Below are 26,580 nucleotides of genomic sequence, written 5' to 3'. Positions count from 1 at the left end.
GGTATGAGACAGTCATCCGGCGCGCGGCCCACTCCGCTCCCCCGAAGTAGTGACGGTGCGCATCGCTGTTGCTCTGTGCGCGTCTATTCAGATAGAGGCAGTCGGATTCGTGCGGCGGGGTTTGCCCGCTCAGGCTGGAAAAAGGTACGAATGAGCAGGCACTTCAAGGTAGCGAACCGTCGCGTCGCCTTTCTCTCGGCGGCGGTCCTCGGCATGTCCTGCCTGGCCGGCGCGGCGTTCGCCGGTACCGCGCTCGCCGACGACAACGCCGACTCCGCCCCGGACGGGGTCGCCGGCACCCCGTGCTCGGCGTCGGCTCGCGCCTGCGTGGACCTGGACAGCCAAAAGGCCTGGCTGATGCAGGACGGCAAGATCGTTCGCGGCCCGGTCGCGATCGCGTCCGGCGGCGACGGCGAAGAGACCCCGCCAGGGACCTTCCACGTCATCTCCAAGGACAAGGACCACAAGAGCAACGAGTTCAAGATGCCGAACGGCCAGGAGGCCCCGATGCCCTGGTCCGTGTTCTTCGAGTGGGGCGGAATCGCGTTCCACTCCGGCAGTCCGGATAGGGCCTCCGCCGGTTGCGTTCACCTGAACCCCGCCGACGCGCAAGCATTCTTCAATACGCTGCAGGTCGGCAACGAGGTCCAGGTTCACAAGGGCGACGATTCCAGCGACGACAACTCCGGTGACGACAACTCCGGCGACGACGGCAGCGGCGATGACGGCGGCGACGACGGCGACTCCGGCAACTGAGCCGACCCCCTGGGTAGCTGTGAGTGGCGCCCTCAGACGGTGGTGAATCCGCCGTCCACCGGCAGCGTGGCCCCGTGGATGTTGCCGGCGTCGTCACCGGCCAGGAAGACCACGGCGGCGGCGACCTCCTCGACGGTGCTCAGCCGCCGCGAGGGAATGCCGGCCACCAGCCCCGCCAGCAGGTCACGGCGGCGCTCGTTGCCCTCGGTCAGCGTCGGCCCGGGCGCCACCGTGTTGACGCGCACCCCGGCCGGCCCGAACTCGGCGGCCCAGGACTTGGTCAGCGAGTGCAACGCCGCCTTGGTGGCGCCGTAGAGCGCGGCACCGTTCATGCCGACCAAGCCGTTGATCGAGCCGATGTTGACGATCGCACCGGAACCGCGGGCCGCCATGGCCGGCGCCAACGCCCTGGTGAGCAGGAACGGCGCTTTCACGCTCACCGCGAGCGCGGCATCCACGGTGGCGACCTCGGTGTCCGCCGTGGCGCTGCCGCCGACCAGGAACGCGGCGTTGTTCACCAGGATGTCCGGCGCCCCGCCGACGAGCTCGGTGGTCCGCGAGGCCAGTTCGGTGACCGCCTCGGCACCGGCGCCGAGGTCAGCGGCGACGAAGTCGGCCCGCCCGCCGGCCGCCTCGATCTCGGCGACCGCCTTCGCGCCCCGCTCCACGCTGCGCCCGGTGAGGACGACGTGCGTGCCCTCGGCCGCCAGCGCCCGCGCGATGGCGACGCCGATACCGCTGGTCGATCCGGTCACCAGTGCGGTGCGGCCCGGTAGACGTCCGGTCACGATGACTTCCTCCCCATCTATGGACTGTGTGGTCCATTCTTAGGCCATCAGAAATGGACCGTCAAGTCCAGTGAGTTTCCTGAGACTGCCTTCATGGCAGAAAGATCTAATCTCGATTAAAATATGACACCGCTGACCACCCGAACGGAGCACACCACGGGGATCGCGGACACGGTCGGTGTCGCCACCCTGGTCGGCACGGTCGGCGAACCGGTCGCCCGCGAGCGTCCGGCCCGGGCTCGAGCCGCACAGGTCGACGCGGGAACTGGACCTGGGCGGCGGGCCCGGATGCGTGCCATGCTCGGCACATGACGACGGTGCGCACCGTGGCGGACGGTTTCAGCTTCCTCGAGTGCCCCCGTTGGCGCGGCGGCCGACTGTGGCTGTCGGACTTCTACTCCCGGCGGGTCATCGCGGTGCACGAGTCCGGCCGGGTGGAGACGATCACCGAGGTCGCCGGGCAGCCGTCGGGCCTCGGCTGGCTGCCGGACGGGCGGCTGCTGGTGGTCTCCATGCGGGACCGGCGGGTGCTGCGGAGGGAGCCGGACGGCACGCTGGTGGAGCACGCCGACCTGTCCGAGCTGGCCACCGGGCACCTCAACGACATGCTGGTGGACGACGCCGGCCGGGCCTATGTGGGCAACTTCGGCTTCGACCTGATGTCCGGCGCCCCCCTGCGCACCGCCAACCTGGTGCGGATCGACCCGGACGGCACCGCCTCGGTCGCCGCCGACGACCTCGCCTTCCCCAACGGCATGGCGCTGCTCGACGACGGAGCCACGCTGGTGGTGTCCGAGTCGTTCGGCAACCGGCTCGGCGGGTACACCGTCGGCCCGGACGGCGAGCTGACCGACCGCCGCGACTGGGCCAGCTTCGGACCCGCCCCGACCAGTGACGACCTCGGCGAGGTGCTGGCTTCGGTCAGCGTGGTGCCGGACGGCATGTGCGCGGCGCCGGACGACACGGTCTGGGTCGCCGACGCCGACAACCACCGGGCGATCCGGGTGGCCGAGGGCGGCAAGATCGTGGACGAGGTGTCCAGCGGCGAGCTGCAGGTGTACGCGTGCGCGCTGGGCGGCGCCGACGGGCACACCCTGTTCCTGTGCGCGGCGCCGTCCTTCGCCGAGCACGAGCGCCGGGACACCCGCGAGGCCGTCCTCCTGGCCACCGAAGTCTGACGCGTCTGACGCGGCCGGCCGTCGCACCCGGCGGGCCCGCCCGGACGCGCGCCTGGTGGAATACGGGCTCACCGGCCACGTCATCGGTAAGAGGAGGCCTCCGTGCCGTTCCGACCCCGACCGGGGCTGTTCGCCATCACCCCGGTGCTCGCCCTCGTCGCGGTCACCGTCCTGCTCATCTCGATGGGCTGGCCCGGCTACTCCTGGCTGGCGGTCATCATCCTGGCCGGGTTCGCGGTGGCGTCGGTCCGGATCGAGTACCTGCGCTGGCGCGACCTGCGCGACCGCGAACGGCACCAGACACCACGGCGCTGAGCGCACCGGCACCTCGTAGCATGAGGCGACCAAGTGTCGCTTAATGGCTGGACGAGGAGCAGCCGTGGCCGCCGACGGTGTGCTCAACGGGTCCGCCTGCAAGGCCCGGCTTCGGCTGACGAGCTCCGGGGCCTCGGGCGTGCCGGCGTCGGTCCTGGTCAAGGGTTCGTTCACCGAGGGCCTCGGCACCGATGACCCGCCCACTCGACCGGGCGGACGTCGGTGCTGGTCCTGGAGGACCTGGGCAACCGGGGGCAGGTGGACTTCGGCACCTTCGACCGGCCGCTCGACGCCGACACCCTGGCGGGCGTGCTGGACCCGCTCGCCACCCTGCATGCCGCCCGCTGGGACGACCCGGACCTCGCGCGCCGACCACTGAGCGACGGGATGCTCGACGGCGGCATGCTGGACGGCTTCCTGTCCGAGGTGAACTGGGACCAGCAGATGGCCCGGCCGCGCGGGAATCGCGTGCCGGCCGAGCTCACCGACCACCGGCGGGTCACCTCGGCGATCCGCCGCGCGTGGCGGGCAAAGCGCGGTGGGCCGGCCAGCCTGTTCCACGGTGACCCGCACATCGGGAACTACTTCTTCGACCGGGCCGGCGCACCGTCGGGGAGCCCACGCCACCGCCGCTGTCGATCTCGGGTCGATCGCGGCGCTCGGTCTCTCCTAGCGCCCGGGTGCCGGCCAACTGCCACGACCGGCCCCGCTGAACGCTCCCGGAGCCGGCCTCTATGGTGCTGGACGTGACCCCTCGCCGCTCCCCATGGATCACCATCGTGCTCGGCGCCGTGCTACTCACCGGGCTCACCGGCTGTGACACCCCGCCGAACGTCACCGAGCAGACGGAACCGCCGCCGTCCGCATCGAAGGCGGCCACCCCGTCGACGCCGAGCCTGCCGCCGCGGCCGGTCGAGCTCCGGCTGGACAGCGTGAACCCGTGCGATCTGCTGACCAAGCCCCAGCAGGTCGAGCTCGCGGTGGGCCCGGGTGCGCCCGACAACGGCACCGACGAGCTCGCCAGTCCCGGCTGCATGTGGACCAACCCGTCCGGCTCCCCGGACAACAACTGGGTGGCGAAGGCGGTCGTCAAGCGCGGCGCCGACGTCTGGTTGCGAAGCTCCACCGGGCCGCAGGTCGTGCTGGTCGACGGTTTCCCGACCGTGCAGACCAGCTCGCGGTTTCTCGACCCGGGGCTGGACTGCCTGCTCTACGTCGACGTGGCGCCCGGTCAGAGCCTTTCCGTCGAGTACGTAAACCGGCGCGGCGACCTGCCCAACGTCAACCACGGCGTCGCGTGTCAGAAGGCCACCTCCGCCGCGAAGCTCATGCTGGCCAACCTGCGCAAGAAGCCCCACGGCAACTGACCCGCTCCCCGGGCGGGGCACCGCCCGCCGGACGGCGCGGCGCCGCTTCACCGGCTCGGGGTCCTACCCCTCGCCGCGAGCACCCGAACGCGTCCTCGCGGGGTCGACCTCCCGCTCGGGATGACGGCGGAGGTACTCGCCCTCGAGCTCACCGGTCCGGTTGCTGTGCTCGCGGAGGGCCTGCGGCGCGCCGTGCAGGAACGTCTCGTGGCGGGTCCGGTGCAGGTGTTCCAGCTCGCGGATCAGGTCGGTCTCGGCTAGGTCCTCGGTGCGGGTGGCTGTCACGTCGAACTCCTCTGACTGGAGACGTTCGGCTTACCCACTTCGTCCGCGCAGCGCAAGCCAGGGCAGCCTTCCCGGTCGCCGGCCCGCACGGTAGAGCGGCGCCCGCGCTGCCCGGCAGCGGGCAAGCGCAGGCCAAATTCAACGCTAACGGGACGCTAAATCGCCTGTTCTGAGGGTGTGGCGCCGCCGAGGGCTCCGTAGTGTCCGGGCATGCGCGAGGCCTATCACGGCGAGCTGCGGCGGCTCAGCTCCGATCTGCAAGCCCTGTCCCAGCTAGCCGCGGATGCCATGGCCCGCGCCGCGCAGGCGCTGGTGGGCCGGAACCTGTCCCAGGCCGAACACGTGATCACCGACGACGTCGACATCGACCGGGCCTACGCCGGGTTCGAGCAGGCGGCCTGCTCGGTGCTGGCGCTGCAGGCCCCGGTGGCCGGCGAACTGCGAACCCTGGTCAGCATGATCCAGGTCGGCGAGAAGATCATGCGGATGGGTGACCTGGCCCGCCATGTCGCCGAGTCCGCCCGCCGCCGCCACCCGGCCTCGGCCATTCCCGAACCGCTCATCGACCGCTTCGCCGAGATGGCCCAGATCGGCGTGTTCATCAGCCGCAAGGTCGGGCTCGAGATCGACCGGCCCTCCGAGACGTGCATCGCCGAGCTGGAGCTGCTCGACGACCGTGTGGACGAGCTGGAGGCCGAGGTCCTGTTGTGGTTGACCACCGAGGACATCGACGTCCAGACCGGGGTGGACGTGGCCCTGCTCGCCCGCTATTTCGAGCGCTACGCCGACCAGGGCGTCGCCGCGGCTCGCAGACTCCAGTTCGCGGCCACCGGCGACTGGTCGCGGGCCGGCGACTGAGGCACTAGATCTTGCGGTGGTCCCAGCTCGCGATCTTCCTCGGGGTGACCTTCAGCCAGCCGTGCCGTCCGTCGTAGGGCAGCTGGTCACCACCGAAGTACTTGCGCGCCATGGACCGCTCCGGGGCGACGAGCTCCGGGCAGTCCTCCCCGACCCTGGGCACCTCGCCGACGACGGTCACCTCGCCGGTGATCTCCACCCCGTGCAGCTCCCGGAACTCGATGCCGTCGTCGACGAGTACGGCGACCCGGGGGTCGGCGCGCAGGTCGGCCCAGCGGCGGCTCCTGGTGATCGAGTACAGCCACAGCGCGCCGCCCTCCCAGATGAACCAGAGTGGTGTGACGTGCGGGCCGTCGCCGTTCGTGGTGGCCACCCGCGCGGTGCGCTGCACGGCCAGGAACTCGTCGACCTCCTGGGGTGTCATGGCGATTCGGCGACTACGTTTCTGCGGCGCCAGGGACTCGGTCATGTCAGCTCCAGGGGTTCGCGTTCGGCTTCTGCGGCCTACCTTACGGGCAGCTCTGCCGGTAAGTGGGATACCGCCGCGCACAGAAGACCCTGTTGTCAGGACGCGGCGCGATTCGCGCCGTGCGGAGCCGGCGCCGCCGCTTGGACGACTACTGTCGCCGCCGCGGCGGCAGTGGAGGCCGCGAGCAGGTCGAGGATGAGCTCGGCGACCTGTTCGGGGTGCTCGGAGTGCGGGAAGTGTCCCGCCTCGAGCACCGCCAGCCGGCTCCCGGGCAGCGCCTGGTGGGCCTGCAGCGTGTGGCGGTGCGGGATACAACGGTCGCGGCGTCCGGCGATCAGCAACGTGGGTAGCTCTGCCAGCAGGTACAACAGATCGGTCGCGTCCAGGCGCTGACCGGACCAGCTGACCGCGCCGCGCAGGGTGTGCAGAAACACCCGCCGAGCGTCCGGGTCGGTCAGTGACCGCAGTATCCGGCCCAACCGCACGAGCTCGATGGGCGGCGCCCATCCCATCCGCATCGCGCCGTAGCGGGCGAGGTGGACGATCCAGCCGGGCGCGAGCGTGGTCAGGCTCTGCGCGGTCAGCGCCACCCCGGGCAGACATGCGGCGCGCAGCGCGAGGCTCAGCTCGGGTCCCAACCCGCCGCTGGAGATCAGCACCAGGCTGTCCGCGCGTTCGGGGAACTGGTAGGCGAAACTCATCGCCACCCCGCCGCCGAACGAATGACCCACCACGGATGCCCGCGCCAGACCCATCGCGCGCAGCAGGTCGCGCAGCCTCGATGCGTGACCGCCCACCGAGTAGTCACCCCGCCTCGGCGCGCCGGACTGGCCGTGGCCGAGCAGATCAGGGGCCACCACGTGCACGTGGGGTCCGAGCAGCGCCATCAGGTCCAGCCAGGTTGCCGCGTTGCTGCCGAGTCCGTGGACGAGCACCACGACGGGACCATCGCTCTGTCGCCCGGCCTCGAGGTAACTCATCGGCTGGCCGTGCACGGTGAGATGGTGCCGGCTCACCCCTGGTTGCACGGCGATCACCGCGGGCGGAGCGGGACAGCGGTCAGGCATGTGGGTCCAGCCCCTGAGATGTCGTCGCCACGCGTTCGCCTCCGGCCCACCGGTCTATCAGCTGTGCTGACCGCCGGGGTCCGGGGCGGGCGCCGTGCAGGGCGGAGATCGCTTGCGTCTCGCGCGCGGCTGTGACCTTAGGCTAGCCGTTCAGGCAAGTGGACCGACGGAGGCGTACCCATGGCCACGGTCAGCGTCCGTTACATCGTCGATGACGTCGACGCCGCGATCGCGTTCTACTGCCAGCACCTCGGCTTCGAGGAACAGCTGCATCCCGCCCCGACCTTTGCCATATTGAGTCGCGGCGACCTTCGGCTCGTGCTCAGCGCTCCTGGCGGCGGCCCGGGCGGCGGGGGGCAGGCCATGCCTGATGGCACTGTGCCCGAGCCGGGAGGATGGAACCGGTTCTCGCTCGAAGTCGCGGACCTGGCGGACATGGTGGAGAGGCTCCGCGCTGCCGGAGTCCAGCTACGCGGCAACGTGATCACCGGTGTGGGGGGCAACCAAGTTCTGATCGACGACCCCTCCGGCAATCCCGTCGAACTGTTCGAACCGACCCGCGGCGAGGCGCGCCTCGCCGGCCGGGAGCAACAGCAGCGGCGGTGAACTGTCGTGCGCGTGACTGGCGGAGCTCGCGGCTACTCCTGGGTCCCGCGCCGGGCACCGCCCGAGCCGTGGGCGAGCAGCGCGAGCACGGCGAGGACGAGGGCGCCGAGTAGCCAGCTGGCGAGCAGGGCCGCTAGTGGATGACCCAGGTAGAGCTGCGCTATCCCGATGGTGAGCGCGGCCGAGGCGGCGAGCCAGTGCAGCGCGTGGCGCAGCGAGTCGCGCACCTGGTGGCGCAGCAGCCAGGCGGCGGCTCCCCAGCACACCACGCTGGTGGTGGCCGGTCCGGAGATGGCCGAACCGCCGGCGAGCCCCTTGCCCACCGCCAGGCAGACGGCCACCAGAAGAACCGCCGCGCCGGCCCCGAGCAGCGGCCGCCACCGGCCGGCGCGGACCGAGAGCACCGCCGCGAGCGTGAGCAGCAGCGCCGGCGCGATGAGGGTGCCGCCGGCGAGGGAGACCCCGTTGGCCACGAAGTGCGGCCAGCGCCAACCCCGGTCGTCATGCGGGATCGCCGCCCGCGCCACCCTGCCACCCAGCAACGCGTCGTAGCGCCACAACTGCGCGGCCAGCCCACCCGCCAACACCGCCAGCGCCACCGCCGTCGTCCGGATCGTGGCGAGCGCCGCATGCGACGGGGCCGGCAGGATCGGGCGGTCCGGGGTGGTTGTGGACATGAACTCGAGGCTAACCGCGCAGTTTGTGCATCTCCTGAGAATCGGGTCCGCTCCGAGTCCCCCGCACCGCGTCAGGAGCGGGGCTGCACGTCCGGGTCCTTCCGCCCGCCCCGGCCGGTGATCCAGGACAGCAGTTCACCCAGCGCGCCGTCGACGGCCGAGCGGCCCCGCCGCACCGAGTCCTTGCCGGTCACCCAGGACAGCAGCCCGCCGACAGCGGCGTCCACAGCCGACCTCGGCCGGTCCTCCGGGTTGTTGCTGCTCATCAGAGCCTCCCTGCTCGTCAACGACTAAGATGCTTGACAATCAAACACATCATCTGACAAAAGTGTTTGACTGTCAAACACAATGAGGACGGTATGGGACGCGAGGCGCTGGAGCGTGAGATAGGTGACGAGCTCGCTGAGCTGCAGGCCGCGTACGACGACAGTGATCGGGCGCTGGCGGACCGTCTCGGCATCGGGCGGACCGATCTGCGCTGCCTCGACCTGATCGTCCGAGGGGGCCCGTGCAGTGCGACGCAGGTGGCCGCACGGCTGGGACTGACGAGGGGCTCGGTGACTGCCCTGCTCGACAGGCTGGAGCGTGCCGGCTACGCGAGCCGACAGCCCGACCCCGCGCACGGCAAGCGGGTCCTCGTGGTGCCGACGCAACGGTTGATCGAACTTGTCGCGCCGCTGGTGGAGCCGAGGGCGCGGGCCGGGCGCGAGCAGTTGGCCCCGTACTCCGCCGGCGAGCTGCGGCTCATCAGGACGTTTCTGCGGGAGACCCGGGTACGGCACGCCGAGTACGCGGCCGAGCTGCGCGGGACCCCGAGCTGACCGTGCCCACGTGCTCCACGAGGGTCTTCGGGCCGGCGGCGATATCAGCGCCGATTCGGTCCCCACTCGACCTTCACTGTCCCATCAGCCCCCGGCGATTCAGTGGTCACACGCGGCGGTGCGTGCCGGACTATCGTGGGGGTGTTCGTGCCGGGGGTCAGAGAGCGAACCGTGATCGCAAGGGAGCGACACCGGGAATGACCGCGCTGGCAGCCGACGCCCTCGCGCCGGGACGCATCGAGTTCAGCACCACCGACTCGGCACTGGCGATCGACAACCTGAAGAACGTCTACGGCACGAACTTCGAGGTCAGCGGCGCACGCGACGGCTACGTGTTCGCGCACTCCCGGCTCGACGGCGGATCGTTCGCCCTCGACGACCTGCGGGTGCCGTTGAACGTGCGGGTCCGACAGGATCCCTTCAACTCGCTGGTCGTCGTCCTGCTCCGGGCGGGCCGGTTCGGCCGCGAGTGCGGCGGGATCGACGAACGCTTCCTGCCAGGCGATGTCTTCATCGACGCCGAACCCGGTCTGCCCTCCACCGTGCGACTGCTCCACGTCGAGCTGCAGACGATAATGCTGGACCTAGGAGTGCTCGCCCAGGTCGCCGCCACCTCATCCTCCCGCGCACCCGGCCCGGTCCGTTTCACCGGCTACCAGCCCGTCTCACCGGCCGCCGCCGCGCACTGGCGCAACACCACCCGCTACCTCGGAGAACTGCTCGCCAACCCCGAAGCCGCCGCCCAGCCGCTCATCCGGGGCAACGGCGCACGGCTGCTGGCCGCGACCGCGCTGGCCACCTTTCCCAACACCGCGGTCATCGCACCCAGCGGGCGGGACCGCTCGGACGCCACCAGCGCCACCGTGCGGCGGGCCGTCGCGTTCATCGAACAGCACGCCGACGCCGACATCAGCCTCGCGGACATCGCCGCCGCCGCGAACGTCAGCCACCGCGCCGTCCAGTTCGCCTTCCGCCGCCACCGCGACACCACGCCCGTGGCCTATCTGCGCGCGGTGCGGCTGGACCACGTGCACCGCGAGCTGCTCGCGGCCGATCCGGGCGGCGGAGACACCGTCGCGCAGATCGCCGCCCGTTGGGGCTTCTACAACCACAGCCGGTTCGCCGCCCACTACCGCCACACCTTCGGCGTCAGCCCACACCACACCCTGCGCGACAGCTAGCGCCGGTGACCAGCCAGAGCAGCACCGACTACACGTTGAAGCGGAACTCCACGACGTCGCCGTCGGCCATCACGTAGTCCTTGCCCTCCATGCGGACCTTGCCGGCCGCCTTGGCCGCCGCCATCGAGCCGGTCTCCACCAGGTCGTCGTAGGACACGATCTCGGCCTTGATGAAGCCCTTCTCGAAATCGGTGTGGATCACGCCGGCGGCCTGCGGAGCGGTCGCGCCGATGCGGATCGTCCACGCCCGGCTCTCCTTCGGGCCCGCGGTGAGGTAGGTCTGCAGGCCGAGGGTGTGGAAGCCGGCGCGGGCCAGCGCGTGGAGGCCCGGCTCGTCCTGCCCGATCGACTCGAGCAGCTCGGCCGCCGACTCGTCATCCAGCTCCAGCAGCTCGAACTCCACCTTCGCGTCCAGGAACACCGAGTCGGCCGGCGCGACCAGCGCGGCCAGCTCCGCGCGCTTGGCCTCGTCGGTGAGCACCCCCTCGTCGGCGTTGAAGACGTAGAGGAACGGTTTGGTGGTCAGCAGCGTCAGCTCGCGCAGCGGCGCCTTGTCGACCCCGGCGGCGAACAGCGTGGTGCCACCGTTGAGCAGCTCGCGTGCCGCCTCGGCCGCCTCCAGCACCAGCCGCCGGTCCTTCTGCATCCGGGCTTCCTTCTGGAGTCTGGGAATCGCCTTCTCCAGGGTCTGCAGGTCGGCCAGGATCAGTTCCGTCTCGATAACCGAGATGTCTTCCTTGGCGTCGATGCGGCCGTCCACGTGCACCACGTCCGGGTCGTCGAACACCCGGACCACCTGGCAGATCGCGTCCGACTCGCGGATGTTGGCCAGGAACTTGTTGCCGAGCCCGGCGCCCTCGGACGCGCCCGCGACGATGCCCGCGATGTCCACGAAGGACACCACGGCCGGCACGATCTTGGCCGAGCTGAACATCTCGGCCAACTTGTTCAGCCGGGCGTCGGGCAGCGCGACCACTCCGACGTTGGGCTCGATGGTGGCGAACGGGTAGTTCGCCGCGAGCACGTCGTTACGGGTCAGCGCGTTGAACAGGGTCGATTTACCGACGTTGGGCAGTCCGACGATGCCGAGGGTGAGACTCACGAGGGTCCAGGGTAGTCGCCGCCGCCGCTCCCGACCCCGGGTACCGGCGCCTACCGTATCCAGGGTGACGGCCCTGATCACGCGCGCGCAGGTTCTCGGCTTCCGGATGCGCGCCCAGCAGCTGGACCGGGATGCCGGCGACGTGGCGGATACGGCGGTGCTGGACATCGGCGTGCAGGACACCGGGCCGGACGGCGGGCGGTGGGCACTGGCGATCCGCGGCGTCGGTGTAGCCGAGCTGACCGACCGTGAGCTGGCTCGGGAGCTGGTGACGGTGTGGACGGTCCGGGGCGCGCCGCATCTCTACCGGCGTGCGGACCTGGCCTCGGTGGCCGCCGCCGTCGAGCCGTTCTCCGACGCCGACGCCGGCAGGCGGATCTACGACGCGACCAGGCCACTCAAGGCAGCCGGAATCGCCAACCTCGACGCGCTGGACACCGTCGCGGCGGCCCTGCGGTCGGTGGTGACCTCACCGATGGCCAAGGGTGAGGTATCGGGACGGGTGGCGACCCTGCTGGACCCGCCCTACCTGCGGTTCTGCCGCTCCTGCGACGCCACCCACCTCTACGAGATGCCGTTCCGGCTCGCCGCGCTGCGCGCCGGGCTGGAGTTGCGGCCCGGCACCTCGCCGCCGGTGTTGGAGCGCATCGCCGACTTCGCACCGGACGGCTCCCCGGGCGGCTCCCCGGGCGGCACGGTGCCGGAGCGGTCCGACGTGATCAGGGCCTACCTGCGGTTGCTCGGGCCGGCCACACCGAGGGACGTCGCCGGTTATCTGGATGCGCCGGTGAAGGAGGTCAAGGACCGGTGGCCGGTCGACGCCGTCGAGGTCTCGGTGGACGGCACGAGTGCCTGGATGCTGGCCGCCGACGCCGACCGGCTGCTCGACGGTCCGCCGGCCGCCACCCGGATGCTCGGGCCGTTCGATCTGTTCCTGCAGGCCAGGGACCGGCCGTTGCTGGTCGCCGACCCGGCGCGGGCGAAAGCGCTGTGGCCGGTGCTGGGGCGGCCAGGCGCCGTGCTGCACGACGGCGAGATCGTCGGCACCTGGCGTCCCCGCAAGACCGGTAGGAAGCTGCGGGTGAGCGTCGAGCCGTGGGCGCGGCCGACCGCCGCCCTGCTCGACGCGATCTCCGCGCAGGCGGAGCGCTTGGCCGCGCACCGGCGGGTCCGCCTGGCCGGCATCGACGTCGCCGGCTGATCCCGGTACCCGGCGGCGTCGGTCATCGGGACTGCCGAGCGGTCCCTGTGGTCCGGCCCACAGCGTTCTGACGGGCACCGACCGTCCGCCGAACCGCGGCTGCCGCTCGTATTCGAACAGAAGGTCGATCGGCGTGCCACACCCGAAAGTGTCGGTGCAGGCGGCACGCTAGTCACATGGGCCCCGAGAGCGACAGCGAGCGAGCATCGCAGCGAGCGCTAGCGAGCGAGGAGCGGAACGAGCGCGGAGCTGAGGCATGAGCGCCGTGACCGCGCTCAACATGTTGCTGATCGGCCTGCTGGCCGGCGCCGCCGCCGGTGTGGCGGTGGCCTGGGTGCTGCTCAACGCGCGCTACCGGGTGACCGTCGCCGAGACCGCGCGGGCCGGCGCGGACAAGGCGGCCGGCGCCCGCTCCGAGCTGGCCGCGCTGCACGTCGAGCGCGACTCGCTGATGCGCCGGCTCAACGAGCTCAGCGAGCAGGCCGCCGGTTCTGAGCTGCGGGCGCGGCGCGCCGAGACCGAGGCAGTGGGTGCGAACGCCGCGCTGGACGCCGAGCGCACCGCCGCGATGGAGCGCGAGCGGCTGCTGGCCCACCGCGACACCCAGCTGAAGGAGAGCTTCCAGGTGCTCTCCGCGGACGCGCTGGCCCGCAACAACGAGGCTTTCGTGGCGATGGCCGAGGGCCGGCTCAAAGAGGTCACCGCCGCGCTCACCGCGAAGGCCGACGGCGACGCGACCGCGCGCACCCAGGCGATCAACGCGATGCTCGACCCGATGAACGTCACGCTGCGCCGGGTCGAGGGCCAGCTGCGCGTGGTGGAGAAGGACCGCGAGTCGGCCTACGCCGGGTTGCGCGAGCAGGTCAGCGCCATGCACCGCAGCTCCGACCAGCTGCACGCGGAGACGAAGCAACTGGTCAACGCGCTGCGCGCGCCGCAGGTGCGGGGCCGTTGGGGCGAGCTGCAGCTGGAGCGGATCGTGCAGCTCGCCGGCATGGTCGAGCACTGCGACTTCGACCAGCAGGTCGTCGCCACCGGTGAGGACGGCGGCGCCCGGCCGGACATGGTCGTGCACCTGGCCGGCGACAAGCAGATCGTGGTGGACGCCAAGGTGCCGTTCGCGGCCTACCTGGAGGCCGTCGAGTCGAACGACCCGGACGTGCACACCGACCGGTTGGCGGCGCACGCCCGCCAGCTGCGCGCGCACGTGGACTCGCTGTCCTCGAAGTCGTACTGGGTGACGTTCGAGCCGAGCCCGGAGTTCGTGGTGCTGTTCGTCCCCGGCGACCCGTTCCTGGAAGCCGCCCTGCGGGCCGACCCGTCGCTGATGGAGCACGCGTTCGCGCACAACGTCATCATCGCCACCCCGACGACGCTGATCGCCCTGCTGCGCACCGTCGCCTACACCTGGCGGCAGGAGGCGCTGGCCGCCAATGCCGCGCAGGTGCACTCGCTGGGCCGCGAGCTGCACTCCCGGCTGGCGACCATGGGCACCCACGTGGCGAAGCTGGGCCGCAGCCTGGACACCGCGGTGGACAGCTACAACCGGACGGTCAGCTCGCTGGAGTCGCGGGTGCTGGTCACCGCGCGCAAGCTCACCGAGCTGAAGGTCAGCGATGCCGAGCTGCCCGCGCCCGGCCAGGTGGAGCGCTCACCTCGGCAGCTGCAGGCTCCCGAGTTGGTCGCCTCCGCCGATGACGCACTGATCGCGTTGCACGAGTCATCCGGGGCAAACCAGGCGGGTTACCCGGCCGAAAATGCCTCGGGGGGCGGACGGTCTACCGTGACCGGGTGACCACCCGCCAAACCGCGCGCCCGGCGACCGCCGGTTGGCCCGTGTACGAGCGGTCCATCGTCGGCAGCGTGCTGGGTCTGCCCGGGTACGCGGCGATCGGTATCGCGCTGGGCTTCACCGGGCTGGGTGTGTTCATCGACCTGAACCGCATCAGCGGGCTGGGCACCATTTTCAAGGGCTGCTACTTCGCCGGCTGCGTGCTGGCGGTGTGCTGGGTCAAGCGGCGCGCGCTGTTCGGGCCGATGGTGCAGCCGCCGCTGCTGCTGGCGATCGCGGTACCCGCCGTGGTGCTGCTGTCCGGTGAGGGCGGCACCGGTAGCTCGGGGCTGACCGACCACCTGCTCTCCATCGGTGCGCCGCTGCTCAACGGGTTCCCGACGATGGCGGTGACCACGGCGTTCGCGGTGGCCATCGGGCTGGCGCGGTACGCCCTGCAGCGCTCGAACGGCGCCGACGCGATTCGTCGCCCGCCGGTGCGGCCGGCCTCCGGGCGCCCGGATGGACGGCGGCCGGCCGGCGAGCGAGGCGTGCGGTCCGAGCTCCGGTCCGCCGCCGGTCGCCCGCCCGGTGCGCGCGGCGCCACCGCGCGCGGGCCGGCTGAGCGGACGCCCGGTGAGCGGACGGCGGACGCCCGCCCCGAGCGGCGCCGGCCCGAGCGCAAGCCGGATGACCGCGCTACCGCCGACCGCGGCACGGCCGACCGCACGCCCCGCGAGCGCAAGCCGGGCGACCGGCTCCCTGGTGGGCGCACGCCGACCGACCGCAAGGCCGCTGACCGCCCGCCGGGCGACCGCGCCGATCGAGTGGCCGGCGACCGCAAGCCCGGCAGCCGCCCCGCCGGCGACCGCAAGCCGGCTGACCGGCCCGCCGTCGACCGCAAACCTGGTGCCGAACGCAAGCCCGGTGACCGACCCGGTGCCGAACGCAAGCCCGGTGACCGACCCGGCGGCGAGCGCAAGCCGGGTGACCGACCCGGTGCCGAACGCAAGCCCGGTGACCGACCCGGCGGCGAGCGCAAGCCGGGTGACCGCAGGCCGCCGCCGGACCGGCTGCCTCCGGGTGGTCGCCCGCCGGCCGACCGCCGACCGCCGCCGGACCGGATACCGCCCGACCGGATACCGCCGGACCGCCGAGCCAAGGACCGCCGCGCCGAGCCGCCCCCCGGCGCGGACCGACGCCCGCCACCCGAGCGGCGTCCCGGCGAACGCCCCCCAGCCCGAGGCACCCGCCCCACCTAACTCCGGCGCACCCCGGCACCCGTCGCACAGATCCAGTGCAGGCCGCACAGGGCTTGCAGCGTCTGTGCGGCCCACACTCCGTCTGTGCGAGCACCGGGCGGGCGCTAGCGGCGGGCGCGGCGGGTACGCAGCTCGCGGGGCAGCGAGAAGGTCAGCGACTCCTCGGCGGTGCTGATCTCCTCCACGTCCACCCAGCCACGCTCGGCGAGGTAGTCGACGACGCCCTGGACCAGGATCTCGGGGACCGACGCACCGCTGGTCAGACCGACGGTCCGCACCCCGCCCAGCCAGCTCTCGTCGATCTCCCTGGCGTAGTCGATCAGGTAGCTGGCACCGGCGCCGGCGGTCAGCGCCACCTCCACCAGCCGCTTCGAGTTCGACGAGTTCTGTGAGCCCACGACCAGCACCAGGTCGCAGTGCGGGGCCATCGCCTTGACCGCGACCTGCCGGTTCTGGGTGGCGTAGCAGATGTCGTCGCTCGGCGGATCCTGCAGGCCGGGGAACCGCTCCCGCAGCTGGCGGACCGTCTCCATGGTCTCGTCGACGCTCAGCGTGGTCTGGGACAGCCAGACGACCTTCTCCGGGTCGCGCACCTTCACGGCCGCCACGTCCCGAGGGCCGTCGACCAGCTGGACGTGGTTCGGGGCCTCCCCCGCGGTGCCTTCGACCTCTTCGTGCCCGTGGTGGCCGACCAGCAGGATGTCGTAGTCGTCCTTGGCGAACCGCTTGGCCTCGTGGTGCACCTTGGTGACGAGCGGGCAGGTCGCGTCGATGGTGCGCAGCCCGCGCTCGGCGGCCTCGGTGTGCACGCTGGGCGCCACGCCGTGCGCGGAGAACACCACGATGGCGCCCTCCGGTACCTCGTCCGCCTCGGCGACGAAGATCGCGCCGCGCTCCGCGAGGGTCTCGACCACGTGCCGGTTGTGCACGATCTCCTTGCGCACGTAGACCGGCGGGCCGTAGGTCTCCAGCGCCTTCTCCACCGCGATGACGGCCCGGTCCACGCCGGCGCAGTAGCCCCTGGGCGCGGCCAAGAGGACGCGCTTGCCTTCCGAAGACGTCGCAGACATGGGTCCAGGGTAAGCGGGCACCCCGTGCCCCTGCCGGGCGCAGTGACCGGTCTGACCCGGATCAGTCCCCCATCCGCCAGCACAGATCGTGTCCCCGACATACACAGACCAGCCAAGACAGGTAAGAATGCGGGTATGAAACCGCTGCCGATGCCGATTCGGATCGCCGCCGGCCTGGTGGCCACCGCGCTCGAAGAGGTGCAGGAGCTGCCCCGCAAGCTCACCGAGATGCCCGTGACGGCGGTCAGCGGGGCGCTGCAGGCGTCCATGCGACTGCAGCAGCGGATCACCGAGCTGGCCATCAAGGGCGACCGGGCGCTCGGTGCGCTCCGGCCGGTGCCGGAGACCCCAGCCTGGGCGCGGTTCGACGAGGACGAGGACCTGGCGCCGCGGAACGGCCTGGCCAACGGGCTTCGCTCGGTCGAGATGCCGAGGCCGCCGAAGGTCACCCCGGTGCGGATCCTGCCCGACCCGGAGCCCGAGGACTTCTTCGACGAGGACGACTTCCCTGAGCCGGGCATCTCCGAGCTCCCGGTGCCGCGCCCGCCGGTCGAGCACCCGGACTCCGAGCTGCCGGCCGCCGAAGTGGTGTCCGAGCCGAACACCGCCGCGGCGACCAGCACCAAGACCAAGACGCCCGGGACCAAGACGTCCGGGACCAAGACGCCCGGGACCAAGAAGTCCGAGCCCAAGACCCCCGAGCCGACGGCCAAGCCGGCCGAGACCGGTCCGCCCGGGCTGCCCGAGTACGAGAGCTGGACCCTCCCGCAGCTGCGCGGCCGGTTCCGCGCGCTGAGCCTCGAACAGCTCGAGCGGCTGCTGGCCTGGGAGACCACCCACCAGGACCGGCCGCCGTTCGTCACGATGCTCAGCAACCGGATCACCAGCGTCGCCGGACGTTGAGCGACGCGACCCCCGCGACCACGCCGGAGCAGCCCTGGCCGGTGCGCACGGTGGCCCGCAAGGTGGCCGGCTGGATCGACCGGCTGGGCGCGGTCTGGGTGGAGGGTCAGCTCACCCAGGTCAACGCCCGGCCCGGCACCGGCACCGCGTTCATGGTGCTGCGCGACCCGGCGGCGGACGTCTCGTTGACCCTGACCTGCCCGATCGGCCTGGTCCGCGGCGCCGAGGTACCGGTCACCGAGGGCAGCCGGGTGATCGTGCACGGCAAGCCGGCGTTCTTCCTCGGCCGGGGCACGTTCAGCCTGCGGGTGGACGAGATCCGCTCGGTGGGCATCGGTGAGCTGCTCGCCCGGATCGAACGGCTGCGTAAGCTGCTGGCCGCCGAGGGCCTGTTCGACCGGGAGCGCAAGCGCCGGCCGCCGTTCCTGCCCCGCCAGATCGGCCTGATCACCGGCCGGGCCAGTGCCGCGGAGCACGATGTGGTGAGCAACGCACAGAATCGTTGGCCGGCCGCCCGATTCCGGATCTGCCACACCGCCACCCAGGGCGCGCTGGCCGTGCCGCAGCTCATCGACGCACTGGAGATGCTGGACCGGGACCGCGAGACCGACGTCATCGTGATCGCCCGGGGCGGCGGCAGCGTGGAGGATCTGCTGCCGTTCTCCGACGAGGCGCTGTGTCGGGCGGTCGCCGCCGCGCGCACTCCGGTGATCTCCGCAATCGGCCACGAGCCGGACACACCACTGCTCGATCACGTTGCTGACCTGCGCTGTTCCACCCCGACGGCGGCGGGCCGGACGGTCGTACCCGATCTTGTCGAGGAGACAGCGCGGATCTCCGGGCTACGTGACCGGGCTCGGCGCGCGCTCGCCGGCTGGGTCGACCGGGAACGCCGGCTGCTCGACTCGCTGCGCGGCCGCCCGGTGCTCGCCGCCCCCTACCGCGAGCTCGACCGCCGCGCGCAGGAGGTGGCCACGCTGCGCCAGTCCTTCCGCGACACGGTGCAGCGTGCCCTCATCGAGCGCGCCACCGACCTCTCCCACCTGCAATCACGCTTGACGAGCCTCGGACCGGCAGCCACTCTGGCGCGTGGATATGCCGTGGTGCAGCACGTCACGGCACCGGGTTCACGGTCGCCGGTGCTGCGCTCGGTGGCCGATGCCCCACCGGGCGCCCGGCTGCGCATCCGACTTGCCGACGGGGCGATCCCCGCGGTGGTAGATGGACCCGGTTCGACCTGATCAACCGGGCGAGCGGAGGAACGCGATGTCTGGAGTGCACCCACCGGCGGGCGCCTTCCTTCCGCTCACCCTCTCCGAGATCCGGTCCACCCCGACGGCCGGTCACCGGCCCGAGCTGGGCCCGCTGACCGACCGTGCGTGGGCCGCCGAACGGGCCGCCGAGGACAGCTGGCACGCGCTGCTCGGCGACTGTGCGTGCGCTCGCCGCGGCCAGTTCCCCGACCGGCTGCGGCTGCTCTCCGAAGCGGCCGGTGAGTACGCCGGCGGCGCCTGGTGGCGCGGCCGGGGCAGCACCTACCGCGACCGGGTCGCCGCGTTCGAGCACTGGGTGGCCGAGGCGCTGGCCGAGGGTGACGGCGAGGAGTTCGCCGAGGCCTGTGCCGGCTACGACGCCGCGCTCGCCCATGCGATGGCCAGCGTGCGCGACCGGGTGGACAGCTGAGCCGGGCGGCCGGCCCGGCGGGCCATCCGGCACCATGGTCCGGGTGACCCCCGAAGCCGCCCCGCCCGCCGGCAGTGCCGGCGACCCGTCAGCCGAGGACAACAGCATCGACCAGCTCGGCTACGAGCAGGCCAGGGACGAGCTGGCCGACGTCGTGCGCGCGCTGGAGGTCGGCGGCCTGAGCCTGGACGACTCGCTCACGCTCTGGGAGCGCGGCGAACGACTGGCCCGGCGCTGCGAGCAGCAGCTGGCCGGTGCCCGGGACCGGGTGGACGCGGTGCTGCACGCCGATGCCTCCGACACGAACGGCGGCGGGCCCGAGCACTGACCCCGCGCATTGTCCCCGAGCCCTGACCCCGCGCACTGATCCCGAGCAGGATCAGCCGTTGGTCGGCAGCGGCGGGGCCTTGGCCAACGCGGCGGCCAGGATCTGGAACTCCGGCACGATCCCGTCCCCGGTGATCAGCCACTCCACCCCGTCGGCCCGGTACGCCCAGGCCTGCTCGTTGTTGGCGCCCCGGTAGTTCACCCAGGTCAGCCCCGCTGCCTGGACCGGGGCGGCCGAACCCGGCGGACCGCCCGTCTCCGCCGCGACCAGGGCGCCCTCCTCGGCGGTGGTCTGCACCAGTCGCAGGTACCGGCCACCCGCGGTGATCCAGCCGACCCGGACGGCGTTCACGTCGCCCGGCGCCTTGCGCTGGTCGACCACGTTGGCCCGCCAGCCGGGCGGCACCGCCGGGTCACGCAGCGGGAACGCCACCTGGTGCGCGGCCGCCGCGAGCGCCTGCCGGGTGTCCACGTTGGGCGTCGCCGACGGGTCCACGGTCGGGCCGCCCGGGCTGAACGAGCAGCCCCGGCCCAGGAACGCGAGCAGCCCGATGATCGGCAGCAGGATCAGCATCGAGATCAACATGTCCCGGGGGCCGGCGCCCAGCGTGGTGGTGGGTTTGCTCCGTTGCGCCGCGGCCGGCGGTGCCGAGGGCGACGACTCAGCGGGCGACGACTCAGCGGGCGACGACTCGGCCGGGGACGGTCCGGCCGATTCGGCGGGGGATGAGCCGGCGGACGGAGTTGAGGATGGGTCGGACGGGGTGCTCACGGGTCCCATTGTCTGCCCCCGGACACGGGCGCCCGCGTCCGGTCCGGTGCTGTTAGCGCTCGTCACAACCACCGGCCAACCGTGATCTGTCAGGATCTAGCCCATGGACACCTCTCTTCCGACCGAACCGGTGGAACGTCGCAGGGAAGCCCCCGACCGCAACCTGGCGATGGAGCTGGTCCGGGTCACCGAGGCGGCCGCGATGGCCGCCGGGCGGTGGGTCGGCAGAGGCGACAAGAACGGCGGGGACCAGGCAGCCGTGGACGCCATGCGCAAGCTGATCTCCAGCGTGTCGATGCACGGCGTCGTGGTCATCGGGGAGGGTGAGAAGGACGAGGCCCCGATGCTCTACAACGGCGAGGAGGTCGGCAACGGCGACGGCCCGCAGTGCGACGTCGCGGTCGACCCGATCGACGGCACCACCCTGATGAGCAAGGGCATGCCGAACGCGCTGGCCGTGCTCGCGGTGGCCGAGCGCGGCGCGATGTTCGACCCGTCCGCGGTGTTCTACATGGAGAAGCTCGCGGTGGGCCCCGAGTCCGCCGATGCGATCGACATCACCGCGCCGATCAGCGAGAACGTCCGCCGGGTGGCCAAGGCGCGCTCGATCGACGTGGCCGACGTGACGGTGTGCGTCCTGGACCGGCCCCGGCACGACAAGTTGGTGCAGACCATCCGGGAGACCGGCGCCCGGATCCACTTCATCTCCGACGGCGACGTGGCGGGCGCGATCTCCGCCGCCCGCCCGGGTACCGGTGTGGACATGCTGCTCGGCATCGGCGGCACACCGGAGGGGATCATCGCGGCGGCCGCGCTCAAGTGCATGGGCGGCGCGATCCAGGCCCGGCTCTGGCCCCGCGACTACGCCGAGCGGGAGAAGGCGCTGGCCGCCGGCCACGACCTGGACCGGGTGCTGGAGACCGACGACCTGGTGTCCGGCGACAACGTGTTCTTCTGCGCGACCGGCGTGACCGACGGTGACCTGCTGCGCGGCGTGCACTACACGCCGGGCGGCTGCACCACGCAGTCCATCGTGATGCGGTCCAAGTCGGGCACCGTGCGCATGATCGACGGCTACCACCGGCTCACCAAGCTGCGTTCGTACTCCTCGGTGGACTACGACATCGACAAAGCCGGTGCCGGCGTCATGCCGGTGCCGCCCCGGCCCTGACGTCAGAATCACCCGATAGTGTGGGACTGGGCGACGGCCGCATCCGGGGGGCCGGTCACGCGTCCTACCTGTTGGGTGCTGGACAGCGTCGCCCACTGGGAGCTGGGTCGGCGTTGTTCAGACCCACCTGCTTGGACCCGGGAGACCCGATTGCCCGAGTTCGGTTGACCTGAAGGAAGTCGATGCACAACCGCGTGCTGCTGGCGACGCTCGTCGTCGCCGTCTGGGGGACCAGCACCGTCACCGGATCCGTCCTGCAGTCTCGGCAGAACCTGGCCGAGTCCGCGCAGGCGGCCCGGATCACGGCGCACGAGTCGGCGCTGAGCCAGGACGGCCCACACCTGCCGGGGCCGATCGTGCCAGGGCCGTCGACCGCGCCGATCCCGGCGCCCGGGTCGGGGCCGCTGCTCATCCCGCTGCCGCCGCCACCCCCGCCGCCACCGCCACCGCCGCCGCCGGTCCTGGTGCGGGGCACACCGTGCCTGAGCAACGTCGCCGCGTGTGTGCGGCTGTCCACCCGGCAGGCCTGGCTGATCGACAAGGGCCGGGTGATCCTGGGTCCCGTCCCGATCACCAGCGGTAAGTCCGGCGAGCGCACGCCGACCGGCCGGCACCGGGTGCTCTGGAAGGACAAGGACCACCTGAGCAGGGAGTTCGACGACGCGCCGATGCCGTGGTCGGTGTTCTTCGCGGCCGGCGGCATCGCGTTCCACACCGGCAGCCTGCGAGCCCAGTCCAGTGGCTGCATCCACCTCTCCGACGCCACCGCAAAGCGGTTCTTCGGCAACCTCACGGTTGGCGACGTGGTCCAGGTCCTGAGGTAACCCGCCGACATCGGGCACCCACGTGACCGACTCCACCCGGACGGGTGGCGCGATAGCGGCCAGACTGGCGGCATGACTGAGTTTCGCGTCGAACACGACACGATGGGCGAGGTACAGGTTCCGGTCGACGCGCTGTGGCGAGCCCAGACGCAGCGGGCGGTGCAGAACTTCCCGATCTCCGGGCGCGGCCTCGAGCGGGCCCAGATCCGCGCGCTGGGTCTGGTCAAGGCGGCCTGCGCGCGGGTCAACGGCCGCGACGGGACGTTGACCGAGGAGATGGCCAAGGTGATCGCGGCGGCCGCCGACGAAGTGGCCGCCGGTCAGCACGACGAGCACTTCCCGGTGGACGTCTTCCAGACCGGCTCCGGCACCTCGTCGAACATGAACGCCAACGAGGTGATCGCGACCCTGGCCACCCGGGCGCTCGGCGCTGGTGACGTCTCGGTGCACCCCAACGACCACGTGAACGCCTCGCAGTCGTCCAACGACGTGTTCCCGACCACCATCCACCTGGCCGCCACCGAGGCCGTGGCCAAGGACGTGATCCCGGCGCTGGAGTACCTGGCGAAGGGGTTGCGGGCCCGGGCGGCGGACTGGCGCGAGGTGGTCAAGGCCGGCCGCACCCACCTGATGGATGCCGTGCCGATCACCCTGGGCCAGGAGGCCGGCGGCTGGGCCACCCAGATCGAGCACAGCGCCGCGCGGCTCCGCGACTGCCTGCCGCGCCTCGCCGAGCTGCCCATCGGCGGCACCGCGGTCGGCACCGGGCTGAACGCGCCGCCCGGGTTCGGTGCCAACGTGGTGGCCGAGCTGCGCGCCGCGACCGGTCTGGACGTGCTCACCGAGGCGGCCGACCACATCGCCGCGCAGGCCTCCCGGGACGGGCTGGTGGAGGCGTCTGGCGCGCTGCGCGCGGCCGCCGTGTCGCTGTTCAAGGTGGCCAACGACCTGCGCTGGCTCAGCTCCGGGCCACGTACCGGGCTGGCCGAGATACACCTGCCGGACCTGCAGCCGGGCAGCTCGATCATGCCGGGCAAGGTCAACCCGGTGATCTGCGAGGCGACCATGATGGTGGCCGCCCAGGTGATCGGCAACGACGCAACCGTCGGTTTCTCCGGCACCCAGGGCAACTTCGAGCTGAACGTGATGATGCCGGTGATGGCGCGCAACGTGCTGGAGTCGGCGCGGCTGCTCACCTCGGTGTCGCGGCTGCTCGCGGACAAGGTGGTGGCCGGCGCGGAGGCCGACGTGGCGCGGCTGCGCGAGCTCGCCGAGTCCTCGCCGTCGGTGGTCACGCCGCTGAACCGCTACATCGGCTACGAAGAGGCCGCGTCCATCGCCAAGCAGTCGCTCAAGGAGCGCAAGACGATTCGCGAGGTGGTGCTCGAGCGCGGCCACGTGGACAGCGGCAAGCTCACCCTCGAGCAGCTGGACAGCGCGCTCGACGTGCTGGCGATGACCCACGTGAACGACTAGCCGACGGATAGCCGCCGGCTCGGGTCCGGCCGGAACCTGCCTGGCGTTACCTAACTACACACCAGGCAGGTTCACCGCGCCTCCGACCTGCCTCCTGTGCAGCTCGGCAACAACAAGCCGGGAGCGCGAAGCGGGCGCTCAGTCGCTCAGGTGGGCGGCCAGGGTGGCGGCGGTCTGCTCGTCGGCCGGCGTGTAGGTGGTCACCCGGACCGAGCTGCGCTGGCCGAACCAGAGGTAGGTGAACTCGAAGTGCAGCGGGCCGGCGACCGGGTGCAGGAACCGCTTGGTCTGGTTGCGCATCGGCTGCACCTCGTGCTGCGTCCACAGCGCCTCGAACTCGACCGACTCCTGCCGTAGCCGCTTGACCAGCATCTTCCATGCCGGCTCCGCGACATGGTCGGCCATCTGGGCGCGGAACTCGGCGACCGAGGCGGGCATCCGGTCCGACCAGTCCTGGATCCGGGACCGCCAGGCCGGGTTGGTGAAGCACTGCAGCAGAGAGTTGCGCTCCTCGAAGGGCAGCCCGTCGACGTCCATCAGCCAGTTGTAACCGCAGTTGAAGGCCAGGATGTCGGTACGCGCGTTCTGTACCACCGCGGGGAACGGATCCAGCTTGGCGAGGATGGCGTGGATCGCCGGGGACACCGCGGCGCAGTCCTTCTGGACCATCGGCTCAGGTGCCCCGGCCAGCGCGAACAGGTGGCTGCGCTCGTAGGGATCCAGCCGCAGGGTGCCCGCGATGGCGCCCAGTACCTGCTCCGAGGCCTTGATGTCGCGCCCCTGTTCCAGCCAGGTGTACCAGGTGACCCCGACCCCGGCGAGCTGCGCGACCTCCTCGCGGCGCAGGCCAGGGGTCCGCCGCCGGCCGGCGACCGGCAGGCCGACCTGCTCCGGGGTGATCCGCTCCCGCCGGTTGCGCAGGAAGCCGGCGAGCTCCTGGCGCCGGACGGCGTCGCCGAGCGCGCGTACCGCAGTGTCCACCCTCGCACTGTGACACAGCGCTCAGCCTGTTACCAGGTACTTATTGGTACCCGGATAAGACACCTCCTGGTACCAGTGTCCCGGCGGACGCATCGTGGTAGTCGTGACGACGAAAACCACGCGCCCACTGATCCGTACCCGGCGCGGGGCTCCCGCCGCCGCGGCACCGGTGCTCACCGCGGGGCACACGACAGGTCCCGCGACAGGGAACCCGACACGGCTCACGACCAGCGGCCTGCTCACCGTGCTGCTGGGCGCCGCGCTGGCCCCGATCGACCTGTTCATCGTCAACGTCGCACTGCCCACCATCCAGGCCGACCTGCGCGCCTCCGCCGCAACCCTGGAATGGGTGGTGGCCGGGTACGGCATCGGGTTCGCGCTGCTGCTGGTCATCGGTGGGCGGCTCGGCGACGCGTTCGGCCGGCGGCGGCTGTTCTCCGTCGGGCTGGCCGCGTTCACCCTGACCTCGCTGGTCTGCGGCCTCGCCCCGAACGCCGGCGTCCTGGTGCTGGCCAGGGCCGCTCAGGGGGCGGCGGCCGCGATGCTGGTACCGCAGGTGCTCTCGATCATCCAGGCGACCACCGCCGGCGAGCGGCGGGCCCGGACACTCGGCTACTACGGCGCCACCGGCGGCATCTCGATGGTGATCGGCCAGCTGCTGGGCGGTGTGCTGGTGGCCGCGGACCTGGGCGGCGCGGGCTGGCGGCCGATCTTCCTGGTGAACGTGCCGATCGGCCTGCTCGCCATGCTGCTGGCCCACCGGACGCTGCCGGAGACCCGGGCCGCCAACCCGATCGGCGTGGACCTCTGGGGCACCGTGCTGCTCGGGGCCTCGCTGCTGGCGCTGCTGGTCCCGCTGATGGAGGGGGCAGGGCTGGGGTGGCCGCTGTGGTGCTGGCTGCTGCTGGCCGCGTTCCCGGTGATCAGCGCGGTGTTCTTCCTGGTGGAGCGGCGGCTGGAGGACCGGGGCGGGGTGCCGCTGCTGCCGCCGTCGGTGCTGCGGGTGCCGTCGATGCGGCGCGGCCTGCTCATCGCGGTGCCGTTCTTCGGCGGCTTCGGCGCGTTCATGTTCGTCTACGCGCTGCTGCTGCAGGACGGGCTGCACCTGAGCCCGCTGGAGTCCGGGCTCGCGCTGACCCCGACGGCGCTGTCGTTCCTGGCGACCACGCTGCTGGTCGCGCGGCTGGTGGAGCGCTTCGGCCGGTGGGTGATGGTGGCCGGCGCCGTGGTGCTGGTGGTGTCGCTGCTGGTGCTGATCGGGACAACGTTGCTGGCCTGGCCGCACCTCGGGGTGCTCGACCTGGTACCCGGCACCCTGCTGTTCGGCATCGGCCAGGGCCTGGCCGCGCCCACCCTGTTCCGGCTGATCCTGTCCCAGGTGCCCGCCGAGAGCGCCGGCGTCGGCAGCGGCATGCTGACCACCACCCAGCAGACCTCGCTGGCTCTCGGGGTGGCGACCCTGGGCAGCCTGTTCGCGGCACTCAGCGCGTCGACGGGTGTCGAGCACGCGCTGGTGATCGTCTCCTCGGTACAGGTTCTGACCTCGATCGCCATCGGCCTGCTGGCGATCGGCCTGCCCGACCCCCGGACCTGACCCCGCGCGCCGGGCGCTGGGTGGCCGGCGCGCGCCGGGGCCGGTGATTCTGTCGGTGCCGGCTGGCAGGATCGC

General features: G+C 71.8%; 31 protein-coding genes. 21 read left to right on the top strand and 10 right to left on the bottom strand.

Going from position 1 to position 26,580, the window contains the following annotated elements:
• Nucleotides 1-150 precede the first annotated feature (150 nt).
• On the top strand, nucleotides 151-756 hold the full coding sequence (locus ACTXG6_RS12925) for a L,D-transpeptidase (protein ID WP_445188022.1): 606 nt from the start codon (nucleotides 151-153) through the stop codon (nucleotides 754-756).
• Between the two features lie 32 nt (nucleotides 757-788).
• Here ACTXG6_RS12925 and ACTXG6_RS12920 read toward each other — a convergent pair whose 3' ends face one another.
• Nucleotides 789-1,544, bottom strand: a complete 756-nt coding sequence (locus ACTXG6_RS12920) for an SDR family NAD(P)-dependent oxidoreductase (RefSeq protein ID WP_445188021.1) — start codon at nucleotides 1,542-1,544, stop codon at nucleotides 789-791.
• Between the two features lie 123 nt (nucleotides 1,545-1,667).
• On the opposite strand from ACTXG6_RS12920, the gene ACTXG6_RS12915 reads away from it, so the two are divergent.
• The 5 genes from ACTXG6_RS12915 to ACTXG6_RS12895 all read left to right on the top strand — a co-directional run bounded on the left by ACTXG6_RS12915 (nucleotide 1,668) and on the right by ACTXG6_RS12895 (nucleotide 4,404).
• The gene (locus tag ACTXG6_RS12915; protein WP_445188020.1) at nucleotides 1,668-1,856 is read left to right on the top strand and encodes a hypothetical protein; all 189 of its coding nucleotides are present in this window, start codon (nucleotides 1,668-1,670) and stop codon (nucleotides 1,854-1,856) included.
• Nucleotides 1,853-2,722 carry an SMP-30/gluconolactonase/LRE family protein gene (locus ACTXG6_RS12910; protein WP_445188019.1) on the top strand — a complete coding sequence of 290 codons (870 nt, stop codon included), beginning with the start codon at nucleotides 1,853-1,855 and terminating at the stop codon, nucleotides 2,720-2,722. Before ACTXG6_RS12915 ends, ACTXG6_RS12910 begins: the two co-directional genes overlap by 4 nt.
• 102 nt (nucleotides 2,723-2,824) lie before the next feature.
• Nucleotides 2,825-3,037, top strand: coding sequence for a hypothetical protein (locus tag ACTXG6_RS12905; RefSeq protein WP_445188018.1), 213 nt, complete (start codon nucleotides 2,825-2,827; stop codon nucleotides 3,035-3,037).
• Nucleotides 3,038-3,259: 222 nt separating this feature from the next.
• A complete protein-coding gene (locus ACTXG6_RS12900; protein ID WP_445188017.1) occupies nucleotides 3,260-3,787 on the top strand; it encodes a hypothetical protein in 528 nt (175 codons plus the stop codon).
• Nucleotides 3,784-4,404, top strand: a complete 621-nt coding sequence (locus ACTXG6_RS12895; protein ID WP_445188016.1) for a DUF3558 domain-containing protein — start codon at nucleotides 3,784-3,786, stop codon at nucleotides 4,402-4,404. The genes ACTXG6_RS12900 and ACTXG6_RS12895 overlap by 4 nt, the downstream gene beginning before the upstream one ends.
• Before the next feature lie 63 nt (nucleotides 4,405-4,467).
• Here the strand turns inward: ACTXG6_RS12895 and ACTXG6_RS12890 are convergent, their stop codons facing one another.
• Nucleotides 4,468-4,689: a DUF6158 family protein gene (locus ACTXG6_RS12890; protein ID WP_445188015.1), complete on the bottom strand. Its 222-nt coding sequence runs from the start codon at nucleotides 4,687-4,689 to the stop codon at nucleotides 4,468-4,470.
• A gap of 210 nt (nucleotides 4,690-4,899) precedes the next feature.
• On the opposite strand from ACTXG6_RS12890, the gene ACTXG6_RS12885 reads away from it, so the two are divergent.
• Entirely contained in the window at nucleotides 4,900-5,547 is a 648-nt protein-coding gene (locus ACTXG6_RS12885) for a phosphate signaling complex PhoU family protein (RefSeq protein WP_445188014.1), read from the top strand.
• A 4-nt stretch (nucleotides 5,548-5,551) separates the two neighbouring features.
• Here ACTXG6_RS12885 and ACTXG6_RS12880 read toward each other — a convergent pair whose 3' ends face one another.
• Entirely contained in the window at nucleotides 5,552-6,016 is a 465-nt protein-coding gene (locus ACTXG6_RS12880; protein WP_445188013.1) for a pyridoxamine 5'-phosphate oxidase family protein, read from the bottom strand.
• Between the two features lie 95 nt (nucleotides 6,017-6,111).
• Complete coding sequence (locus tag ACTXG6_RS12875; protein ID WP_445188012.1) at nucleotides 6,112-7,044, bottom strand: alpha/beta fold hydrolase; 933 nt, start codon at nucleotides 7,042-7,044, stop codon at nucleotides 6,112-6,114.
• A gap of 219 nt (nucleotides 7,045-7,263) precedes the next feature.
• On the opposite strand from ACTXG6_RS12875, the gene ACTXG6_RS12870 reads away from it, so the two are divergent.
• Nucleotides 7,264-7,689 carry a VOC family protein gene (locus ACTXG6_RS12870; protein WP_445188011.1) on the top strand — a complete coding sequence of 142 codons (426 nt, stop codon included), beginning with the start codon at nucleotides 7,264-7,266 and terminating at the stop codon, nucleotides 7,687-7,689.
• A 32-nt stretch (nucleotides 7,690-7,721) separates the two neighbouring features.
• Here the strand turns inward: ACTXG6_RS12870 and ACTXG6_RS12865 are convergent, their stop codons facing one another.
• Together ACTXG6_RS12865 and ACTXG6_RS12860 are read right to left on the bottom strand one after the other, a co-directional pair.
• Nucleotides 7,722-8,366 (bottom strand): hypothetical protein, encoded by a 645-nt coding sequence (locus ACTXG6_RS12865; RefSeq protein WP_445188010.1) that lies wholly within the window; start codon nucleotides 8,364-8,366, stop codon nucleotides 7,722-7,724.
• A gap of 71 nt (nucleotides 8,367-8,437) precedes the next feature.
• Nucleotides 8,438-8,632 carry a hypothetical protein gene (locus ACTXG6_RS12860; protein WP_445188009.1) on the bottom strand — a complete coding sequence of 65 codons (195 nt, stop codon included), beginning with the start codon at nucleotides 8,630-8,632 and terminating at the stop codon, nucleotides 8,438-8,440.
• A 93-nt stretch (nucleotides 8,633-8,725) separates the two neighbouring features.
• On the opposite strand from ACTXG6_RS12860, the gene ACTXG6_RS12855 reads away from it, so the two are divergent.
• Nucleotides 8,726-9,187 carry a MarR family winged helix-turn-helix transcriptional regulator gene (locus ACTXG6_RS12855; RefSeq protein ID WP_445188008.1) on the top strand — a complete coding sequence of 154 codons (462 nt, stop codon included), beginning with the start codon at nucleotides 8,726-8,728 and terminating at the stop codon, nucleotides 9,185-9,187.
• A gap of 197 nt (nucleotides 9,188-9,384) precedes the next feature.
• Nucleotides 9,385-10,368 carry a helix-turn-helix domain-containing protein gene (locus tag ACTXG6_RS12850; protein ID WP_445188007.1) on the top strand — a complete coding sequence of 328 codons (984 nt, stop codon included), beginning with the start codon at nucleotides 9,385-9,387 and terminating at the stop codon, nucleotides 10,366-10,368.
• A 28-nt stretch (nucleotides 10,369-10,396) separates the two neighbouring features.
• Here the strand turns inward: ACTXG6_RS12850 and ychF are convergent, their stop codons facing one another.
• On the bottom strand, nucleotides 10,397-11,470 hold the full coding sequence (gene ychF, locus ACTXG6_RS12845) for a redox-regulated ATPase YchF (protein ID WP_445188006.1): 1,074 nt from the start codon (nucleotides 11,468-11,470) through the stop codon (nucleotides 10,397-10,399).
• 64 nt (nucleotides 11,471-11,534) lie between these two features.
• Between ychF and ACTXG6_RS12840 the strand changes: the two genes are divergently transcribed.
• The 3 genes from ACTXG6_RS12840 to ACTXG6_RS12830 all read left to right on the top strand — a co-directional run bounded on the left by ACTXG6_RS12840 (nucleotide 11,535) and on the right by ACTXG6_RS12830 (nucleotide 15,704).
• A complete protein-coding gene (locus ACTXG6_RS12840; protein WP_445188005.1) occupies nucleotides 11,535-12,671 on the top strand; it encodes a winged helix DNA-binding domain-containing protein in 1,137 nt (378 codons plus the stop codon).
• Nucleotides 12,672-12,927: 256 nt separating this feature from the next.
• On the top strand, nucleotides 12,928-14,466 hold the full coding sequence (locus tag ACTXG6_RS12835) for a DNA recombination protein RmuC (protein ID WP_445188004.1): 1,539 nt from the start codon (nucleotides 12,928-12,930) through the stop codon (nucleotides 14,464-14,466).
• Entirely contained in the window at nucleotides 14,463-15,704 is a 1,242-nt protein-coding gene (locus ACTXG6_RS12830) for a DUF6542 domain-containing protein (protein WP_445188003.1), read from the top strand. The genes ACTXG6_RS12835 and ACTXG6_RS12830 overlap by 4 nt, the downstream gene beginning before the upstream one ends.
• Before the next feature lie 104 nt (nucleotides 15,705-15,808).
• Here the strand turns inward: ACTXG6_RS12830 and ACTXG6_RS12825 are convergent, their stop codons facing one another.
• A complete protein-coding gene (locus ACTXG6_RS12825) occupies nucleotides 15,809-16,774 on the bottom strand; it encodes a 4-hydroxy-3-methylbut-2-enyl diphosphate reductase (RefSeq protein ID WP_445188002.1) in 966 nt (321 codons plus the stop codon).
• Nucleotides 16,775-16,909: 135 nt separating this feature from the next.
• Between ACTXG6_RS12825 and ACTXG6_RS12820 the strand changes: the two genes are divergently transcribed.
• Genes ACTXG6_RS12820 through ACTXG6_RS12805 form a run of 4 tightly spaced genes read left to right on the top strand, consistent with a single transcriptional unit; the run spans nucleotide 16,910 to nucleotide 19,688 of the window.
• Entirely contained in the window at nucleotides 16,910-17,677 is a 768-nt protein-coding gene (locus tag ACTXG6_RS12820) for a lipid droplet-associated protein (protein ID WP_445188001.1), read from the top strand.
• Nucleotides 17,674-18,918 (top strand): exodeoxyribonuclease VII large subunit, encoded by a 1,245-nt coding sequence (xseA, locus tag ACTXG6_RS12815; RefSeq protein WP_445188000.1) that lies wholly within the window; start codon nucleotides 17,674-17,676, stop codon nucleotides 18,916-18,918. Before ACTXG6_RS12820 ends, xseA begins: the two co-directional genes overlap by 4 nt.
• A gap of 25 nt (nucleotides 18,919-18,943) precedes the next feature.
• Complete coding sequence (locus ACTXG6_RS12810; protein ID WP_445187999.1) at nucleotides 18,944-19,360, top strand: hypothetical protein; 417 nt, start codon at nucleotides 18,944-18,946, stop codon at nucleotides 19,358-19,360.
• 43 nt (nucleotides 19,361-19,403) lie between these two features.
• Nucleotides 19,404-19,688, top strand: coding sequence for an exodeoxyribonuclease VII small subunit (locus ACTXG6_RS12805; protein WP_445187998.1), 285 nt, complete (start codon nucleotides 19,404-19,406; stop codon nucleotides 19,686-19,688).
• Nucleotides 19,689-19,739: 51 nt separating this feature from the next.
• Here ACTXG6_RS12805 and ACTXG6_RS12800 read toward each other — a convergent pair whose 3' ends face one another.
• Nucleotides 19,740-20,459 (bottom strand): DUF4245 domain-containing protein, encoded by a 720-nt coding sequence (locus tag ACTXG6_RS12800; protein ID WP_445187997.1) that lies wholly within the window; start codon nucleotides 20,457-20,459, stop codon nucleotides 19,740-19,742.
• Between the two features lie 103 nt (nucleotides 20,460-20,562).
• Here ACTXG6_RS12800 and glpX point away from each other — a divergent pair, with 103 nt between their 5' ends.
• The 3 genes from glpX to ACTXG6_RS12785 all read left to right on the top strand — a co-directional run bounded on the left by glpX (nucleotide 20,563) and on the right by ACTXG6_RS12785 (nucleotide 23,930).
• On the top strand, nucleotides 20,563-21,630 hold the full coding sequence (gene glpX / locus ACTXG6_RS12795) for a class II fructose-bisphosphatase (RefSeq protein ID WP_445187996.1): 1,068 nt from the start codon (nucleotides 20,563-20,565) through the stop codon (nucleotides 21,628-21,630).
• A gap of 182 nt (nucleotides 21,631-21,812) precedes the next feature.
• Nucleotides 21,813-22,454: a L,D-transpeptidase gene (locus ACTXG6_RS12790; protein WP_445187995.1), complete on the top strand. Its 642-nt coding sequence runs from the start codon at nucleotides 21,813-21,815 to the stop codon at nucleotides 22,452-22,454.
• Between the two features lie 72 nt (nucleotides 22,455-22,526).
• Nucleotides 22,527-23,930, top strand: coding sequence for a class II fumarate hydratase (locus ACTXG6_RS12785; protein WP_445187994.1), 1,404 nt, complete (start codon nucleotides 22,527-22,529; stop codon nucleotides 23,928-23,930).
• 138 nt (nucleotides 23,931-24,068) lie between these two features.
• Here ACTXG6_RS12785 and ACTXG6_RS12780 read toward each other — a convergent pair whose 3' ends face one another.
• Complete coding sequence (locus ACTXG6_RS12780) at nucleotides 24,069-24,911, bottom strand: helix-turn-helix transcriptional regulator (RefSeq protein ID WP_445187993.1); 843 nt, start codon at nucleotides 24,909-24,911, stop codon at nucleotides 24,069-24,071.
• Nucleotides 24,912-25,080: 169 nt separating this feature from the next.
• Here ACTXG6_RS12780 and ACTXG6_RS12775 point away from each other — a divergent pair, with 169 nt between their 5' ends.
• Nucleotides 25,081-26,505: an MFS transporter gene (locus ACTXG6_RS12775; protein WP_445189992.1), complete on the top strand. Its 1,425-nt coding sequence runs from the start codon at nucleotides 25,081-25,083 to the stop codon at nucleotides 26,503-26,505.
• Nucleotides 26,506-26,580 lie beyond the last annotated feature (75 nt).

Source organism: Pseudonocardia sp. Cha107L01 (assembly GCF_052566575.1).
The sequence above is the reverse complement of the archived record's forward strand: the minus strand, read 5'-3'. Positions and strand labels throughout refer to the sequence as shown.